Consider the following 15,460-nt stretch of genomic DNA (forward strand, 5'->3'; position numbering starts at 1 on the left):
TGTATGATTTGGCTTCTGTTTGTTTTGTTGGGTTTGGTGGCGTGCTCTGAAAGCGAGAATCACGTCGTGGCGAGATATGACGATGTCGGGTTTCAGTATTCTCCTACGGCATTGCAGGGCGTAATTGAATACGCTCCTCCCTTGGTTCCGGAATATGTGAGAATTGTCCGCGTCGACAGCATGTTGAATTCGAAGGATTCAATCGAGATCATTCTGGATTCAACCTTCAAGAATTCGTTCGTCTTTAAGATTGCCGAACGCGATTATGAATTCCCTTACGTGAAGATTGTGGGGGTCTTTTCGGATGGGAAAAAGAAGGTGGAGTTTCCGCAGTATGTGGATTTGCGCGAATCCAACAACGACTTGAAACTGAATTTAAATGCGTCGCTAGCGGCGGGCCGCATTGAAACGCTAGTGCAGAAGGAAGGCCTTGATTTCTCGGCCGCCGAAGAAAAAGCGTATTCTGAGATGACGGAGATTTTCAAGGCAGATTTTAATGCGTGGAATACGTACCGGTTTAAGGATGTCCATTACGCGAACCGCTGGGAACTTTATGAACCGTACCTTTACTGCCGTCACGAAATTTCGGATAGCGTGTTTTACAGCGACTACAAGGAGATGAGCGAATATTTTGCCAAGACGGGAAAAGTTGATTCATCGTTGATTGTCCGTGCGGCAGATGCGTGGCTCTCTACATTTGCACCTGCAAAGGATAAAAATGGAAGGCCGACTTATAAGAGTTTTTCAAGAGATACTTTGTTTGTTAATTATGCCTATTATGGTCGTGTCTTTGAGCGTATATATGGATTGACCATGCCTGCATGTAATAGCTATAATCACCAAGTGACGATAGAAAATAAAAGAAGTGAGTTTTATGGTCGCAAGTTTGCTTGCCCCTGCGAATACGATAACTGGGCGTCTATATGCTTTTACCGGTTGGTGGACCCTATTGAGGATACGCTTGGCCTGTGCCTGTTGCAGACTACTACTGTTGCGGAGTATAACAATGCGTATTACGTGTGCAAGGAAAAGGATAATGTCTGGAAGGCCGAAAGCGAAATTGATACAGTGCTAAAATACAAGTTCGGTGCATGCGGTAATTCAGAGACGAAAAATCAGTTCTTTTACTTGAATGATTCGCTGTTCTTTTGTGAATGCGATGGTGATAATTGTTCCTGGACGGATCGGTTTGTCAACAAGGATATCAACGAAGAGGACTCTCTGTATGCAGCTGTCCTGAATGCGAGGGGGGTGCAAAAGTTTGGAAAATGCCAAACGAATAATTCCTATTCGGGCGATAAATATCCACTTGACAGCGTCTTTGTCCAATGCCAATATGGCAAATGGGGGCGTATTGATTCACTGACGTATTATCTGGGTGGCTGCTCCAGGGATAAAGCGGAACATTTGGGCGTCTACTATTCGTGCGAAGGGAGCCTGTATCATGAACGTTTCTTGACATGGCAGAATATATGGAAGGAAATTCCTGCTCCGGTATATTATGGGGAAGAATGCTATTATATACATTTTGGCGAAGTCGTAGAACATGATGGTTTTTCTTTTGTCTGTGAAGCAACGGATGCGTGTAAAAATGAAGATGGTGTTGTAGTGCCTGAAATACGATTTGATCCCGGTTGCGATTACTATTGGCAAAAACAAGATAAATGATTTTGGAGGAAATGATGAATTTTAAAAGTGTTGTTTTGACGGTGCTTGCGGCTTTGCTTTTTGTCGCCTGTTCCGATAACGGCGAAGATGCTGTCATTGCCCGATTTGATGAATCTGGGTACCAGTATTCTCCTCGCTCAATAAGTGTTGTTGTTGAGTATTTGCCAACGATGAAGCCTTCGGCGGTCCGTGTTGAGGTTGTCGATAGGCAGCTGAATGCCGTGGATACGATAGAACTGTTCAGGGATACTTCATCTTGGAACGGAAAGCGTTTTACCATGGAGTCTCAGGATCTTGAATATCCGCTTCTGAGGATTGTAACGGAGTTTCCGTATGGCGAAAAATCCAAGATGGAATTTTCGCAGTACTATCTCCTGAGTTCAAAATACCGCAGCTACAATATCAGCCAGAATATTTTCATGGCACTTGCATCTTCGCGTTTTGAACATTTTGTAAAGAAGGAAAATTACAGCTTTGCAGATGCCGAGGATACGGTGATGAGTGAGTTGTCAAAAAGATTTAGCAACACTGCGTATAAAATCGTGACGTATGAATTCCCTTCTTACGATGTTGGGTTTGATGATTTGCTTTTGTACGTGATTTGCAGGCACGAAATTTCGGATAGCCTGTTCTATAGCGATTTCAGGAAGTTGCGTGAGTCCTATGCCGAGAAGGGTTTTGTTGATACGACGATAGCTATTACGGCTGCCGATGCGTGGCTTTCTACGTTTGAAAATGTCCCTACTACATATTCGCTTGAAACCGTATTCCGGAGTGTTTCGAGAGATACAGCCGTGGACTTGAAAAATATGCAGAAGGAATTTTTCAGCCAGGTTTATGGAATAAAATTCACGACAGACGATTCAATAAAAATTGAGAAAAAGTCCAGTGCTTATTATGGGAAATACTTTTATTATGACAATGACGGCAATAGCATTTATTATGCACAGTGGCGATTCAAAAATCCTATCGAAGATACCCTTGGACTGTGCCTGCTTAAGACAAAGTCTCTTGTCACGTATAAGGGCGATGAATATTTATGCGAGAGTGGCTCAAACATCTGGAGAAAGAATGTGTCCCATGATGAACTGCTAAAAGGCTATTATGATCGTTGTTGGGAATTCAGTAACAATGATGCTATCTATGTCAGGGATTCGTTGTATGTCTGTGAATGCGACGAGTCTAAAAATTGCGCCTGGAGCGATAAGTATGCCGGTAAGGAAGTGCCTAGAACAGATTCAGCCGCTTTTGCAAAATATATTGCAGTAAAAGCGGTCGGCCAATTTGGGAAGTGTTATACCGATGGTTATGGCGCTCTGAAAAAGCTGGATGATGTGTATATACAGTGCATTGACTCCAAATGGCTTGAGGTGGATTCGTTGACATACTATATCGGCCATTGCGCAAAGGATCATGTGAAAGGTGAATACCTTGGGATTTATTATGGGTGCCGTGATTTTGCTGATTACGGTGCTGGCGATACTGTGTGGGCTGAAATACCGTGGTTCGTCTATAAGGATGATTCATGCACTGAGAAAAAACTGAAAAAAGTGAACAGTGATGGTAAGAATTATTTTATTTGTGAAAAGAGTGATGGAGAAAAGGATGATTCCAATGCGGAGTACAAATGGCGTAAGCTTGATAGTGCAGAAGCGATTCCGCCTGTGATTAACATGGATACATGTGAAAATGTGGTTCCTTATAACTATTTGAAAAAGATTTACGATGATGAATATTACATGTGCGAGGATGGTAAGTGGCATTCTGTAGACAAGGAAAAACTTACTGCTCCGGAAAAGGCGGGAGATATTTGTTCCTGGGCGTTGCTCAATACTGTAAAAAGGTACGATGGAAAATATTATCGATGCACCGCGATTAACATGTGGTATGCTGAAGATGTCGTAACTTCAGTCAGCTATGCATATCGCGACAGCCTTGGAAGTTGCGATACTCTTTCGAACGTTGGTTTGCACTGGAACGAGGAAACTTCGGCACTTTGGAGCTGCGTAAGATCCGGTGACAAATACCAGTGGGGTAAAATTGAGTTGCAAGAAAGGGAAGGTGTTTCCTTGCCGGAGAATATTGAATTGAGCCGTTTTGCGGGCGGAACCCGTGTTAGCCCCTTGATTTATACCGTGGATATTGACGGGACTGATTATCGTTTTTCTGCGCCGATAGCTAGCGTATGGTATTTGACTGGGATTGTAGAACCTGAAGAATAATATTACATTTAAAAACATGAATACACTCGAAGCTATCAAGACTCGTCGCAGCACGCGCAAGTTCAAGGCGCAGCCTGTTGAAATTGAAAAGTTGAAACTGATTGCCGAAGCAGGGCAGTTTGGCCCGACCGGTGGTAACGCGCAAGGTAATCACTTCCTTGTGATTTCGGATGCGGCGGTGATTGCAAAGCTCAAGGAGCTCGTGCAGTCCGCATTTGCAGCGATGGAACTTCGCGAAGACCTTTACAAGAGCCTCAAGAATTCTATCACGCTTTCGCGCAAGGGCAATTATTCTTTCTGCTATACGGCGCCTGTGCTTATCGTCGTTGCGAATAAAAAAGAATATGGCAACAACATGGCGGATGTCGCCTGCGCTGTCGAAAACATGATGCTTGCCGCGAATGAACTCGACCTTGGCAGTTGCTATATCAATCAGCTCAAGTGGCTGAATGAAGACCCGACGCTTTTGGAATACCTGCGCGGTCTTGGTCTTAAGGAAGATGAACGCGTCTACGCCTCTGTTGCGATTGGCTATGCCGATACGGAATCGGGACTTCCGAACCGCGCGGAAACTCCCCGAACAGGCAACGAAGTCGTGTTTGTTTAATACAGGTGATCCCGCGGTTTAAAAAACATCGCGGGATTCATTTTTTTATTCCTTGACGCAGCGGACGGGAGCCTTGATGTTGTTTATGTCACTGGAGAATTTGCGAGACTTTATTTCGTAGGTTGTTATTTCCGCTACCGTTATGTCTTTCCATCCGGTATCCTGGATCCAGAAGTACTGATAGTCGCTATTCACATAGACTTCTCTATTAAATAGGCCGGTCTTGGTGAAACTCAGTCCATATTTATCCAATCCATCATAGCCAAGGCCCAAGCTATTCATCTGCGAGAACAATGCATTGAACAACTTTCGCGTCGAGGACACACTAACTTCTTCTGAGTCGTCAGGAGTACTTAGAAGTGCAACTTCGTTATTTGTCGGGAATCTCCATCCCTCCGGGCAGGCTTGTTTCGCAGCATTTATGGTATAGTAGTAACCAGAATTTTTGCAATTGTCACTTTTGCAGTATTTTTTGTCAACTTCAAAGGTTTCTGGAGTTCCTTGATACTTGAGATTTTCGGCCATCCATGTTGTTCCTCGGTAGCCAATGGTACGATAGGTGCGGCCATCTCTCGGATCTGAAAACGAGCCGTATTCAATGTTGGGATTGAAATAAAGTTCGTATGGAATTTCCCAGGATTCGTCTTTGCTTGAATACCACTTTCCGTCTTTGCAGGCATAATTCGTCTTGTATTTTTTGTCCTTTTCATTGGCCGTAGAGTACCTTGCGCCATTTTCGCAAGTGATTTCGTCAAATTGATGCCATTTGCCTTCATGGCACACATAATACATAGATTGGAGTTCTTGGCTTTCGAAATGTTTGCCCTCTTCGTCGCATGGGATCTTGTAGGTTTCCCTTTCCAAGCGGGTGGCTAATCCCCAAATGCCGTCCCTACAAATATGGAATGAATCTGGAGCCACGACGCTTTTTATCATTTCCCCATTTTTTTCACAGGGAACGTCCGCGACTTCGGCTTCAAAAGGAGTCGCCTTGTCCCATGCATTTAGGGTATATTCTCGATTCCAGAGATATTCCCCGGTCCAGACGGTATCCCTACAAATATAAACCCCTCCAGGATTCAGTTTGCTCTTGAACAATGCTCCTACTGTATCGCACGGGATTTGCTTCATTTCGATCTTGACGGTCGTTGTTGAATCCCATCCACTATCGGCTGTGCAAATATAGGAGCGTTCGGGGTTCTTGCGGCTCACGACGAACTTGCCGTCGGCGTCGCAGGGAATTCCCGACGTTTCGACATCCAGTGGAGAGGCTATTTCCCAATTGGTATAGGTATCGTCATTTATGGTATAATTGTCAGTTATGGTATAAGCGTAATACCTGCTACTTTTGCATACTAATGAACTGTCTTTGTTGAACATCCCGACCATCGCATCGCTGCAGTACGGCATTCCGGAGCACTTGCGCCAGATGTTCTTGATGATGGCTTCCGGGTCCAAAATCTCGTGTTCATCGTATACGCATCCTATGGGCATGAAATTAAAGGCAACTTGGTCAAATGTATCGTATGGCTTATTACTGAAGCAGTAATTTTTCGGTTCAAGCTTGCCGTCTGCAAAATCGTCGACCAAATACGCTTTCAATTGATCGCTGCCACTTCTGTAAAGGTAGAACAAGGTATATTCCATATAATATACCGGCATTTGGCGATCGGCAAGCAGGGAGTCTAGACCGAGTTCTTGCAACAGTTCTTCTGCCGCCTGTATCCAAGCGGAATCGTGTGCTGCTCCTTGTTTTTCAAGAACCTCGAGACGTTTTTCGACAAAGGCGCTCAGGACTCCATATTTCTCATCTTTCATCATAATGGCTGCGTACGAGGGCTCCTTGGCGGATCCCGCTTTTATCTTTGCTATTTTCGCAGCGGGCATCGCTTCCAGTAAGTCTGTGTAGACATTGGGGGCTGTTGTGCATCCGTGATTTTCCGGAATGTGTATTTTGACTTTGTATGAACTTGATGACTCCATTTTCACCGAGGAACTGCTTTCCTCCACGACAGAACTCGAGGATTTGATTTCCAAAAGTGAACTAGACGAATTTTCTGAACTGGACGAACTTTCATTAATCGCAATGGCGGGTTCGTCTTCCCAAACGCCGGCGTCCTGTGGGTTTTCGGTTTCGGAGCAGGCGTCGAAAAATGCGATGGCAAGGAACAATGCGACAATCGGTAGGCTATTCAAAGTTTTCAACATTTTCATACATTCCCCTAGGTTTCATCGACTTTCTTCGTCAATGGGAAAAGTTGCAGATTCAGGCGGTAGACCTGGTTAATTTTTTTGCATTCGCCGGCGATGGCGGCTACCTTGCGGCGGCACTCGTTCACCTCGCGCTCGATACGGCGGTAGGTAATTTCGTCGACGCCCATGGTGAGGCCCGAGACGCTTCGTTCGTCAACTTCTGTGTTGTCCAGCGACAGAAAGCCGAGACGGCCCATTTCGCGGTTCATGGAGCGTACCGTCAGGGGCAAGGCGTCCTTCGAAATCTTTACCATTTTCGAAGTCTGCTCGTAGGAATTCTCGCCCGTCTTTTTTAGAAGTCCTGTCTTTACCAAGAACTGGAGTGTATCGCGGACATCGAGCGCCGTAACCTCGGAATTGATTTTTGCGGCCATTTCGCTTGGAAGTGCGCCTGGCATCAGCGGGGCAAGTTCCCGCACGATCGGGCACACCGGATGTTCACAGAAGCGGAAACCGTCCGCATTCAGGACGTGCATCTTGTTCTCTTTGGCCGACTGCAGGATTTTCGCAAGCACGGTCTTCTTCTCGGCATCGCTTTTCACATGGCCCAATTGCACTAGGTTTTCAAAGAAGGTTCGTTCGAATCCCTCGAGACCCATAGCCTTCGCGACTTTTTGAATGCCGGGCTTGCTCAAGTTTGTCTTTCCGTCGCACACCAGTTTCAAGTACGTGGGCGAGACGAATCCGGCTAGCTTGGCGAATTCCCTCCACGAAAACGCGGATGACTTCTTCCGCTCCTCGTAGAAATCGCGCATGTAGCAACGATAATCCAAATAATTAAGAATGGGCTTCATGTTCACTTTCCTTTCGTTTTCAGTTGGCACCAATGCGCCCCGACATCTATAAATTTAATTTCGCGACATTTCTGAAGGCAATAAAAAAATATTACAAAGTCTTGAATTTTTGAGCAAAAACATCAATTTTTTTAATTTTTTAAAGCGAAATTTTAATAATGATACGTTCGTGTATCATTAAATAGCGTATCATATAGTCTAACAATCAAAACGCGAAAGACTTTGCAAACGTTCTTATTACTTTGTAAAAAAGTAATTTTTACTCGCTGGCGCAATTGCTGGATTTAAAAGCCGTGATGCAATTTCAACCCGGTTGCGGTTGCCCGACACTGGATATTTTTTTATAATTGCTCCCATGATGGATTTTAAGAAAATGGAAGACGGCTTCCGGATGATTCTGGAAGGCATGGGCGAAGACCCGAACCGCGAAGGTCTTATCGATACGCCGAAGCGTGTTGCAAAGATGTACGCCGAACTCATGACGGGCCTCTCGGGCGAAATGAAGGCCGAGGACATCCTCAAGACGCGTTTCCACGAAAAGTACGACGAAATGATCATCGTGCCGGATATCGAGTTCGCGAGCATGTGCGAACACCATTTTCTGCCGTTTACGGGCAAGGCCCACGTGGCCTACATCCCGGGTGATTGCGTGGTCGGTCTTTCGAAAATCCCGCGCGTTGTGGAATTTTATGCCCGCTTCCCGCAGATTCAGGAACGCATGACGCGCCAGATTGCAGAACTTATCCAAAAAGTGCTCCAGCCGAAGGGCGTTGCTGTGGTTCTTGAAGCTTCTCACATGTGCATGACGATGCGCGGTGTGAAAAAGCCGGGTGCAACCATGGTGACCACTCAGCTTTTGGGCCGTTTCAAGACGGACGAAAAGACCCGCGCTGAATTCATGTCCCGCATTTACGCTCCAAGGTAAACATCCCTTAACATAACAAGACTGCTTGGATTTTTTGTCCATAGAAGGTGCCTCGTGATTGGAATCACGGGGCTTTTTTTGGGGTATTTTACTTAGTGGATGGGACCGAGGTTTTGGTTAAGAGGAGTGCATAAAATGAAATCAAAAATCCTAAAGATTGCTGTTTTGGCAAGTGCCATAGCTTTCATCAACTGCGGTGACGAAACCGCTCTTGCCCCTTACCTGAATGGTGGTGCTCAGGGGGTATCGTCAAGTTCGGATGCTGTGGAATCTGAAATCTCTAGCTCTGACGTGGCTCTGCCAGGTTCTAGCGCTAATGCAGAAACGGGCTCGGAAACCTCGTCGAGTTCTGGTGCGGTTCAGCAGGGCTCCAATACCGATGCTCCCGCTTCCAGCAGCGACGAAAGCTGCTTGGCTTCTAGCCTGCCCGATGCATGCGGCCCGGGAACGAATCCGCTTCCGACTTCGAGCAGCGATGCTGCCGTAGCTTCTAGCGCCGACGCTCAGAGTGCTACTTCCAGCGCCAATGTGCAGGAGCCGGCATCGAGCTCTAGTGAAGCTGCAAAACCGGCTAGCTCTTCGAGCGAAAAGAAAGTCGAATCTTCTTCCAGCGAAACTAAGGTGGCATCCAGCTCCAGTGCCGAAGCCCCGAAGGGCATTTTCCTTGCTAGTGGCAAGGAAGAAGAAAAGGACCAGATGCAGGTGGAATACAAGACCCGCACCGGCTGGGATGGCGGTGGAATCCTCTCGTATCCGAAGCAACTTTCTTCGACTCAAAAGCATGGCGTCGTGGTTTGGGGACCGGGTGGCGGTACCGAACCGGGTGCTTATGAAGGCATGATCCGCAGGCTCGCTTCTCACGGCTTCGTGGTGATCGCTCTTAAGGAATCTCCGGGTGATGCATCCCAGGCCATAAAGGCTTTGGATTGGCTCGACAAGCAGAACAAGGATCAGAATAGCCCGCTGTTTGGCAAGCTCGACATGAATACGGTCGGTTGCTCCGGTCACTCCATGGGTGGTCTTGAATCTGAACAGGCTGTCATCAAGGACAAGCGCGTGCTTACGGCGTTCCTCAACAACAGTGGCGACTGGAATGGTGCAGGTGCAAAGAACGTGGCGACGGACCGTACGATTGCAATTCTCTTCGGTGAAGTCGGCATGGAAAAGGACAACGCCAAGAACGACTACAACAATTCTGGCGTGAAGGCTCCGGCTTGCCTTATCGAAATGACGGGTGGCCCGCGTAACTCCGAAGGCGGTTATGGTCACGGTTCTGGCTCTTGGGATGGCATGGCAGCAACGGTTGCCTGGATGCGCTGGCATCTCGGTGGCGAAACGGAACGCAAGGCCGATTTCGTGGGTACGACCGGCAAGTATATCGATGGCAGCATCATCGGTAAGCAGGGCAAATGGAAGACCCAGTGTAAGAACTTCTAAAATTTCCACACTCCAACAACCAAGCGTCTCGATCAATTTGGTCGGGACGTTTTTTTTGTATTGTGGCCTGCGATTTTTTTTGATTTGTTTCGTGATTTTAAATAAACTAAATAATTGCGGTCTTTGGATTTTTTATCCACGGGACTTTGTTCAAAACGTGAAATTTCAATGAAATTATAAGGTACTTTCTATACAGGTTATGGGTAAATAGGAGAACAAAATGAAATCTAAACTCTTAAAAACTGTGGTGTTGGCCAGTTCCTTGGTCTTCCTGAATTGCGGTGACGATGTCACGTCTGCAATCAACAACTACGCTGCCGGATTCTCGTCCAGCTCTGCTGAAGAAGTTCAGCCGGGTACGAGCTCTGACTCTCAGGGTGATGCTGGCACAGAAATTTCTAGCTCTGCAGCTCAGCAGAATCAAGACGCAATCCTTCCGGGTTCCAGTGCGGATGTTGGGCCGCAGGTGGAATCTAGCAGTACTGTCGCTCCGGGTGCAGAATCCTCTGCTGATGTTGCCGCAAGCTCTAGCTCTGTCGATGCTCCGGCATCGAGCTCCGAAAAAGCTCTGGTCGTAAGTTCCAGTTCGGTGAGTGCTCCTGCTGTAAGCTCCTCGAGTTCCGAAGAAAAGGTGGAATCCAGTTCTAGTGAAGAAGCAAAGCCGAAGGGCGTATTCCTTGCCGAAGGCTCGGACGAAACTAAGGACCAGATGCGAGTCAAGTACATTGAACGCACCGGTCACGATGGCGGTGGAATCCTTGCTTATCCGGAACAGCTTTCTAACGACCAGAAGCACGCTGTTGTCGTGTGGGGGCCGGGTGGCGGCACGGAACCGGGTGCATACGGTGGAATTATCCGTCGTCTCGCATCTCACGGCTTTGTCGTGATTGCACTCCGTGAATCTCCGGGTAACGCAACCCAGGCAATTCCTGCCCTCAACTGGCTCGAAAAGAAGAACAAGGATCCGAATGATCCTCTGTACCAGAAGCTTGATATGACGAAGGTCGGTTGCTCCGGTCACTCCATGGGCGGTCTCGAATCTGAACAGGCCCTCATCAAGGACGATCGCGTGATTACCGCTATGCTCAACAACAGTGGTGACCTCGGACATACGGCTATGTCTCAGGTTTCTGCAAGCAAGACTGTCGGTATTGTTTATGGCGAAGGCGGCATGGAACGCCCGAACGCTGAAGCAGACTATAACAACCAGGGCGTCAAGGCTCCGGCTTGCCTCATCAAGATGACGGGCGGTCAGGGCAATGAATGCCAGCAGGGCGAATGCGGCTGGGGCCATGGTTCCGGTCCGTGGGGCGGCATGGCTGCAACGGTTGCCTGGATGCGTTGGCACCTCGGTGGCGAAGACTTCCGCAAGGCAGATTTCGTCGGTACGAGCGGCCGTTACATCAATGGTGAAATCATCGGTGAACGTGGCCATTGGAAAGGCCAGTGCAAGAACTTCTAATCTCTTAAACACTCCAAACACCAAGCGCCTCGATCTTCATGGTCGAGGTGTTTGTTTTTTTTTATAATTATCCACGAGAACAGTTTATAGGTATTATCCTAACTACTGTTTACTAACCACTAACCACGGTTTACCAGAATGAACGCTGCTATCCTTACTAACGAGTTTCCGCCAGAAATCTATGGCGGTGCAGGTATCCACGTCAAGTTCCTGAGCCAGGAACTTTCCAAGCTCTGCCACATCGAAGCACGCTGCTTTGGTCCGCAGAATGACGATGCAGACAATATCCGAGCCATTGGTTTTAGCCAGAAGCTAGAACATAATCCGGCTGATGAACGTTTCAAGAAAATCTTGAAGCCGCTTGATATTAATTTGCAGTGGATGTCCTCACTCAAGGATATCGATGTGATTCATTGCCATACGTGGTACAGCCATTTTGGTGGCGTGGTCGCAAGTCGCCTTTTGCAGTGCCCGCTTATTTTGACGACGCACTCGCTTGAACCGCACCGTCCGTGGAAAGCGGAACAGCTCGGTGACGGCGGCTATAACATGAGCTGCTGGATTGAACGCACCGCTTACGAAGCCGCAGACGGCGTGATTGCAGTGAGCGAGGGCATGAAGCGCGATGTGATGAAGCTTTACGGTGTGCCGGAAGATCGCGTGAAAGTTATATACAACGGCATTGATCCGGACTTTTACAAGCCCACATTCGACGAAGAAATCTTGAAGAAGTGGGGCGTGGATCCGAAGCGCCCGTTCGTGCTCTTTGTGGGCCGCATTACGCGCCAGAAGGGCATCAGCCAGCTCATTCAGGCTATCCCGCAAATCGACAAGAACGCTCAGGTGGTACTTTGCGCCGGTGCGCCGGATACGCAGGAACTTGCCGACGAATGCAAGCACTTGATTGAAGAAGTCCAGAAGACGCGCGATGGCGTCGTGTGGATTCAGGATGCCGTGCCGCATACGGAACTGCGCGTGCTCTATAGCCACGCAACCGTTTTTGCAACGCCGTCTCTTTATGAACCGTTCGGCATCATCAATCTCGAAGCCATGAGCTGCGGAACGCCGGTCGTTGGCTCTGCAGTCGGTGGCATTCCGGAAATCATTGTCGATGGCGAAACGGGTTACCTTGTGCCGCTCAAGGCTGTGTCCGATACGAACTTTGAACCGGCAGACCCGAAGGCTTTCCAGACGGACTTTGCGAACAAGCTTAACAAGATTCTCGAGAATCCGGAACTTGCAAAGAAGATGGGCGAAGTCAGCCGCAAACGCGCCATTGACGTTTTCAGCTGGAAGACGATTGCCAAGCAGACTTTCGACTTCTATCAGGAATGCATCGAACGCTACAAGCGTGAAGGCAAGCGTATTTAGAACTTAGCTCGGTCGCCAATTGGCGACCTCTTAGTGCTTAGAACTTAGAAAAGGTGGCCTCAAGCCACCTTTTTTGCATCAGGATGATGTTTCCTAACCACTAATCACTGCCTACTGTCTACTATTTTTCCCACAATTCCGTCAGTCGTGAGGAGTTCCGGGAGAACGATTTGCTTGCTTACATCGCCGGCGGGGTAGATGGCGTAGGCGGGGACGCCGGACTTGCCCATGCTGCGCAGGAGCGCTGTGACTTCGGGCGTTTCGCGGGTCCAGTCGGCTTTGACGCGGGCGACGTTCAGGCTGTCCATGGCGCGCTTGAAATCATCGCGGTTGAGGACGGCGGCTTCGTTTGCCTTGCAGGTGAGGCACCAGTCGGCGGTGGCGTCAATGAATACGGTACGGCCTGATTTCGCAAATTCTTCAATGAGTTCCGGCGTGTAGCGGTACCATCCATCTTCGGTGACTAGCTGTACTGACCTTGCCTTGAAAATCGCATCGACTTCGGCTTCAAACTTTGGCGATGCAAATGCAAACCAGATGACGGCAAGAATCACGACAGAACCGCCTACGGAGAGGACTTCGCGAGAAAACGCGACGCCCGGCGGGGCGATGTTTCCTATAGCAAAGCTCATGGCGATGCTCAAGAGCGAAATGGCGGCGAAGATGCCGACGCCAACGTTTCCGGCCTGTTCATGCACGACCCACAGGAGCCATACGACTGTACCGAGCAAGAGAACGCCCATGATTTTCTGGAGCGTGACCATCCATGCGCCCGGTTTCGGAAAAACTTTCAGGACTTTCGGAAAGGCACTCACGAGCATGTAGGGGAGCGCAAGCCCAATGCCTGCCGCTGTGAAAAACAAAAACAGCACAGGGGTTGAGGCGGTAAAGGCAAAACCCATCGCGGTGCCGAGAAATGGTGCGGAGCACGGTGTGCTCAAAAGTACGAGGAGAGCTCCTGTGAAAAACGCACCCCAGAAGCCCTGCTTGCGCCCGGCCTTGTCCATCTTGGTAGTGGCACTTCCGGGGAGCCAGATTTCAAAGACTCCAAAAAAGCTCATCGCAAAGGCGCTCAGAATCACGACCATGAATGCGATGAATCCAGCGCTCTGGAATTGCATGCCCCAGCCTGCATTTCCGCCGCCCGCCTTGACGGCGGCGACAACCCCGGCGAGCGTCCAGAAACTAGCAAGTATCCCGAGGGTTGTCGTGGCGCCTAGCATAAGCAGGCGCCGGCGGCTCTCACGAGACTGCTTGATCAAGCTGAAAAGCTTTAGCGAAAGCACGGGAAGCACGCATGGCATCAAGTTCAGAATTAAGCCTCCGAACAGAGCCGATAAAAGCAATATGAACGTTCCGGCAGCGCCTTCCGAGGCGTTCCCTGCAGCACTCGGCGCATTGACGACATTCCCGGTGGCTTTTCCTGCTGCGCTTCCCGCAGCGTTTCCAGCGGCATTCCCCGCAGCATTCCCGTTTGAGCTTGTAGCGCTTTTCGCCGCAGGTACCGCACCATCATCTCGCGATGCGCTTTTCTTTGCAAATCCGAGCGGCCCAAGTCCAAAAGTCACTTGCGATGGCGCGAGGCAAATGGAGTTGTCGCAAGCCTGGTAGTGGAACGTCGCCTTTGTCGTCAAGCTGTCGTAATCATCTTCAACACTATCGACCGGGAGCGTCACCGTGAAATATCCCCTGAATACGAGATTTTCAAGGTCTAATGCTTCGCTGTATTCCTTGTGCGGTTCCGGCCACTTGGGCTCTCCAAAGTGAACGCCCTTTGCCGAAATCTCAATAGACGAAGGCTTCAAAAATTCATCGGCGGCGACGTTTGCGTTCACGTGCCATTTGTCTGGAATGACGATTTCGACTGTGACGTTTGAACCCTTCTGCAAAGTGCCTGCGGAATAGTGCATGCCCACCTCTGGAGGCGGCATATTGTTCATGTTGAACTCTTCCGCGAAAATAGCCGTTGCAAACAATAGCATGCAAAATGAAGCTTTTTGCAAACGGTTGTTTGCAAAATTTCCAAATTCTATAAATTTGTCTAAAATTTTCATAAATTGTGTCTCGCTAAAAGAAGTAGAAAATATCGGAAATAAAACAATTATGTCATATACGGGATTCCTTTGCGACCGTTCCCCGAATTGGGTGGGGACCCTCTGGGAAAAATATTCCTACAGAATATACAAATTATGCCTGCAAAAATGTGGGGGCAAGGATGAAGCGGACGACTTGTTTCAGGAGGTGGCGCTCCGTTTTTGCCAAAAGGCGAAAGCGCTGAATAACCAGGTCTATCTGTTGCCATGGCTCCATCGGGTGCTTTTGAATTGCCATTACAACGCCTATCGCAAAAGGAACATGGGCCGTGAAATCCCCTTTTCGAGCCTGTGCGAGCCGGGAGCAGAATATGACGCTAGCGAGGTTGAATTGACTCCGCCAAATGCAGGCGAGCTGGATCTGGAATCCGTCATGGGCGAAATAGAGGTCTTGCTTGGCGTGCTGAATCCGCTCGAAAGGATGATTGTGGAACTTTCGGATGTGGGCGGGATAAGCCTCCGCGAATTGAGCCTGCTGATCGGGGTTTCCCGGGGTAGCCTTGTCCACCGCCGAGAAATCGCTTTTCAGAAAATGCAAGAAAAAATGATGGCGCAGAAACTGCAGGTCAAGATGGTTACGGGACGGAACGCCTCATTGCGGGAAATTATTGAATACATTGGTTGAAAT

The 15,460-nt window shown here is 48.6% G+C and carries 11 protein-coding genes; 8 read left to right on the forward strand and 3 right to left on the reverse strand.

Annotated features, from left to right (window positions below):
- The first annotated feature begins 3 nt into the window (after window positions 1-3).
- The 3 genes from FSU_RS09470 to FSU_RS09480 are packed head-to-tail and all read left to right on the forward strand — an operon-like array spanning window position 4 to window position 4,497.
- Entirely contained in the window at window positions 4-1,668 is a 1,665-nt protein-coding gene (locus FSU_RS09470; RefSeq protein WP_155808755.1) for a hypothetical protein, read from the forward strand.
- Between the two features lie 11 nt (window positions 1,669-1,679).
- Window positions 1,680-3,890: a hypothetical protein gene (locus tag FSU_RS09475; protein ID WP_244263604.1), complete on the forward strand. Its 2,211-nt coding sequence runs from the start codon at window positions 1,680-1,682 to the stop codon at window positions 3,888-3,890.
- Window positions 3,891-3,906: 16 nt separating this feature from the next.
- On the forward strand, window positions 3,907-4,497 hold the full coding sequence (locus FSU_RS09480) for a nitroreductase (protein ID WP_014546196.1): 591 nt from the start codon (window positions 3,907-3,909) through the stop codon (window positions 4,495-4,497).
- 45 nt (window positions 4,498-4,542) lie between these two features.
- Here FSU_RS09480 and FSU_RS09485 read toward each other — a convergent pair whose 3' ends face one another.
- Together FSU_RS09485 and FSU_RS09490 are read right to left on the reverse strand one after the other, a co-directional pair.
- Window positions 4,543-6,711, reverse strand: a complete 2,169-nt coding sequence (locus tag FSU_RS09485; protein ID WP_041917846.1) for an FISUMP domain-containing protein — start codon at window positions 6,709-6,711, stop codon at window positions 4,543-4,545.
- A gap of 8 nt (window positions 6,712-6,719) precedes the next feature.
- Entirely contained in the window at window positions 6,720-7,544 is an 825-nt protein-coding gene (locus FSU_RS09490) for a TIGR02147 family protein (protein ID WP_014546198.1), read from the reverse strand.
- 355 nt (window positions 7,545-7,899) lie between these two features.
- Here FSU_RS09490 and folE point away from each other — a divergent pair, with 355 nt between their 5' ends.
- The 4 genes from folE to glgA all read left to right on the forward strand — a co-directional run bounded on the left by folE (window position 7,900) and on the right by glgA (window position 12,739).
- Window positions 7,900-8,469: a GTP cyclohydrolase I FolE gene (gene folE, locus FSU_RS09495; RefSeq protein WP_015732037.1), complete on the forward strand. Its 570-nt coding sequence runs from the start codon at window positions 7,900-7,902 to the stop codon at window positions 8,467-8,469.
- Between the two features lie 135 nt (window positions 8,470-8,604).
- Window positions 8,605-9,906 (forward strand): alpha/beta hydrolase family protein, encoded by a 1,302-nt coding sequence (locus FSU_RS09500; RefSeq protein ID WP_015732038.1) that lies wholly within the window; start codon window positions 8,605-8,607, stop codon window positions 9,904-9,906.
- Window positions 9,907-10,126: 220 nt separating this feature from the next.
- Window positions 10,127-11,368, forward strand: coding sequence for a poly(ethylene terephthalate) hydrolase family protein (locus FSU_RS09505; RefSeq protein ID WP_014546201.1), 1,242 nt, complete (start codon window positions 10,127-10,129; stop codon window positions 11,366-11,368).
- 138 nt (window positions 11,369-11,506) lie between these two features.
- The gene (gene glgA, locus FSU_RS09510) at window positions 11,507-12,739 is read left to right on the forward strand and encodes a glycogen synthase (RefSeq protein WP_014546202.1); all 1,233 of its coding nucleotides are present in this window, start codon (window positions 11,507-11,509) and stop codon (window positions 12,737-12,739) included.
- Window positions 12,740-12,843: 104 nt separating this feature from the next.
- Here the strand turns inward: glgA and FSU_RS09515 are convergent, their stop codons facing one another.
- Entirely contained in the window at window positions 12,844-14,679 is a 1,836-nt protein-coding gene (locus tag FSU_RS09515) for a protein-disulfide reductase DsbD family protein (protein WP_014546203.1), read from the reverse strand.
- Between the two features lie 163 nt (window positions 14,680-14,842).
- On the opposite strand from FSU_RS09515, the gene FSU_RS09520 reads away from it, so the two are divergent.
- Window positions 14,843-15,457 carry an RNA polymerase sigma factor gene (locus FSU_RS09520; RefSeq protein WP_157747946.1) on the forward strand — a complete coding sequence of 205 codons (615 nt, stop codon included), beginning with the start codon at window positions 14,843-14,845 and terminating at the stop codon, window positions 15,455-15,457.
- Window positions 15,458-15,460: the final 3 nt, after the last annotated feature.

The sequence above is a fragment of the Fibrobacter succinogenes subsp. succinogenes S85 genome, assembly GCF_000146505.1.
In the GTDB taxonomy this organism is placed as follows: Bacteria; Fibrobacterota; Fibrobacteria; order Fibrobacterales; family Fibrobacteraceae; genus Fibrobacter; species Fibrobacter succinogenes.

What these genes read in the sequence shown, in the direction of transcription:
- FSU_RS09470 (WP_155808755.1), top strand. Translation starts at nt 4, where the DNA reads ATGATTTGGCTTCTGTTTGTTTTGTTGGGTTTGGTGGCGTGCTCTGAA.
- FSU_RS09475 (WP_244263604.1), top strand. Translation starts at nt 1,680, where the DNA reads ATGATGAATTTTAAAAGTGTTGTTTTGACGGTGCTTGCGGCTTTGCTT.
- FSU_RS09480 (WP_014546196.1), top strand. Translation starts at nt 3,907, where the DNA reads ATGAATACACTCGAAGCTATCAAGACTCGTCGCAGCACGCGCAAGTTC.
- FSU_RS09485 (WP_041917846.1), bottom strand. Translation starts at nt 6,711, where the DNA reads ATGAAAATGTTGAAAACTTTGAATAGCCTACCGATTGTCGCATTGTTC.
- FSU_RS09490 (WP_014546198.1), bottom strand. Translation starts at nt 7,544, where the DNA reads ATGAAGCCCATTCTTAATTATTTGGATTATCGTTGCTACATGCGCGAT.
- folE (WP_015732037.1), top strand. Translation starts at nt 7,900, where the DNA reads ATGATGGATTTTAAGAAAATGGAAGACGGCTTCCGGATGATTCTGGAA.
- FSU_RS09500 (WP_015732038.1), top strand. Translation starts at nt 8,605, where the DNA reads ATGAAATCAAAAATCCTAAAGATTGCTGTTTTGGCAAGTGCCATAGCT.
- FSU_RS09505 (WP_014546201.1), top strand. Translation starts at nt 10,127, where the DNA reads ATGAAATCTAAACTCTTAAAAACTGTGGTGTTGGCCAGTTCCTTGGTC.
- glgA (WP_014546202.1), top strand. Translation starts at nt 11,507, where the DNA reads ATGAACGCTGCTATCCTTACTAACGAGTTTCCGCCAGAAATCTATGGC.
- FSU_RS09515 (WP_014546203.1), bottom strand. Translation starts at nt 14,679, where the DNA reads ATGAACAATATGCCGCCTCCAGAGGTGGGCATGCACTATTCCGCAGGC.
- FSU_RS09520 (WP_157747946.1), top strand. Translation starts at nt 14,843, where the DNA reads ATGTCATATACGGGATTCCTTTGCGACCGTTCCCCGAATTGGGTGGGG.